This window comes from Pedobacter miscanthi (genome assembly GCF_032678605.1).
In the GTDB taxonomy this organism is placed as follows: domain Bacteria; phylum Bacteroidota; class Bacteroidia; order Sphingobacteriales; family Sphingobacteriaceae; genus Pedobacter; species Pedobacter miscanthi_A.
Genome location: NZ_JAVTSU010000058.1, coordinates 1 through 1,542 on the forward strand (window position 1 = coordinate 1; position 1,542 = coordinate 1,542).

The following is a 1,542-nucleotide window of genomic DNA, read 5'->3' on the forward strand; positions in this document are numbered from 1 at the left end:
TTGACTCGTCCTGATTTTACTTGTCGTTTTTGAGTTATAATACTAGAATTAGTTTACATCTTCTGAGTGGTAATACTGGAATTAGTTTACACCACTTTTGTGTTAATTCTGATATTACTTTACAAGTGTACAATTTGTAATCTATTAATAATAGAATTGCGGTGCATTTTTTCTGATTGTATTTTCAGACGGTCTCCAGGGGCTCTTCTTGCATACCTTTTTTTTTATAAGGATAGTGTTTCCAACGCTTGCTTATCTCGCCAGACATATCATGGGCTTTGCTAGGCGTAAGATAGTCCAGACTACCTTGGGGCCTTTTATCGTTATAGTTTTTGATAATGATTTCAATGCTCTTTTTAGCCTCTTTATAATCCTTATATATCTTTTTTGGAAAGAACTCATTTTTCACTATTCCATTAACACGTTCGGCTAAAGCATTATCATAGGGACTACCACTTTCAGTCATACTTATTGCAATTTTGTCCCTGTTAAGAAGCTCAGTATAGCTTTTAGAACAATACTGTATTCCCCGGTCCGAATGATGAACCAATATGAACGGTGAGTTTTTTTTCCTCCCGTTGATAGCCATCTCCAGAGCGATAATACAGCCGGTAGCTTCAAGGTTCGGATGGAGTGCAAACCCTACGATCTTTCTGGAATAGGCATCTGTGATCAGGCTTAGATAGCTAAAGCCATCCTGCATACGGATATAGGTTATGTCACTTACCCATAGTTGTTCCGGGGCAGAGAACATCATATGTTTTATGAGATTCGGGTATCTTTTTAGGGAGTGGTTGGAGTCAGTAGTCCTAACGGAACGTTTCCTCCGCCGTATAAGCAGTCCATGAAATCTCAAAAGATCATAAAGCTGGTCTCTCCCCATCTTTATATTATGCTTTTCCATTTCCGGAGAAAGCATGTATAGCAGTTTCCTTGTTCCCAAAAACGGAACTGCTGTACGGAATTCAGCTACCAGGGCTAATACCACCATGTGGGAAATATCAGTTTTGATCGCTGTTTTTTGGGCCAGATAATAAGCCTGGCGGCTTACACCAAACAGTGCACAAAGTTCAACCAGACGCTTATCCGGTAGTTTTTGCCGCATCCTTAAGACCGTTTGGCACCACGCTTTTTTCTAATATTAATCTTAAGTTCGCTTTCCGCAACCTCTATCATAGTCTCTAATCCAACATTTCTCAGCTGGGCATCAGCCAAAGCTTTTGTTAGCTCATCGATCTTTTTCTTAAGAAGTTTTGTCTCTTGGTTTTCGTCCATCGCTGAAAGTTCATAAGATGTTTTGGAATGGACTAAGATAGCCAAATTATGTTTCTCCATCCATTTGCCAATGGTACTTGAAGGTAAGCCATATTTGCGTCCAGCTGCTCGCTGACTGAGCATACCGGATTTGATCTCGCAAATGATTTTCTCTTTCAGATCATCGCTTAACCGTCCCCAAGGTTTTCTAGTTGCAATTTTTGTTTTGTCTTTGCTTTTTGTTGCCATTTTGCTGTTTTTAATGACAAGCTATAGCAGGACGAGACA

At 39.7% G+C, this 1,542-nt stretch carries 2 protein-coding genes; both read right to left on the reverse strand.

Annotated elements, in window-relative coordinates:
• Positions 1–184 precede the first annotated feature (184 nt).
• Entirely contained in the window at positions 185–1,105 is a 921-nt protein-coding gene (locus tag R2R28_RS29030; RefSeq protein ID WP_316829158.1) for an IS3 family transposase, read from the reverse strand.
• Positions 1,106–1,107: 2 nt separating this feature from the next.
• Positions 1,108–1,503, reverse strand: coding sequence for a hypothetical protein (locus R2R28_RS29035; RefSeq protein ID WP_316829159.1), 396 nt, complete (start codon positions 1,501–1,503; stop codon positions 1,108–1,110).
• Between the last annotated feature and the right edge of the window lie 39 nt (positions 1,504–1,542).

Bases quoted from the DNA above. Each gene is read 5' to 3' on its own strand.
- R2R28_RS29030 (WP_316829158.1), bottom strand. From the start codon at position 1,105: ATGCGGCAAAAACTACCGGATAAGCGTCTGGTTGAACTTTGTGCACTG.
- R2R28_RS29035 (WP_316829159.1), bottom strand. From the start codon at position 1,503: ATGGCAACAAAAAGCAAAGACAAAACAAAAATTGCAACTAGAAAACCT.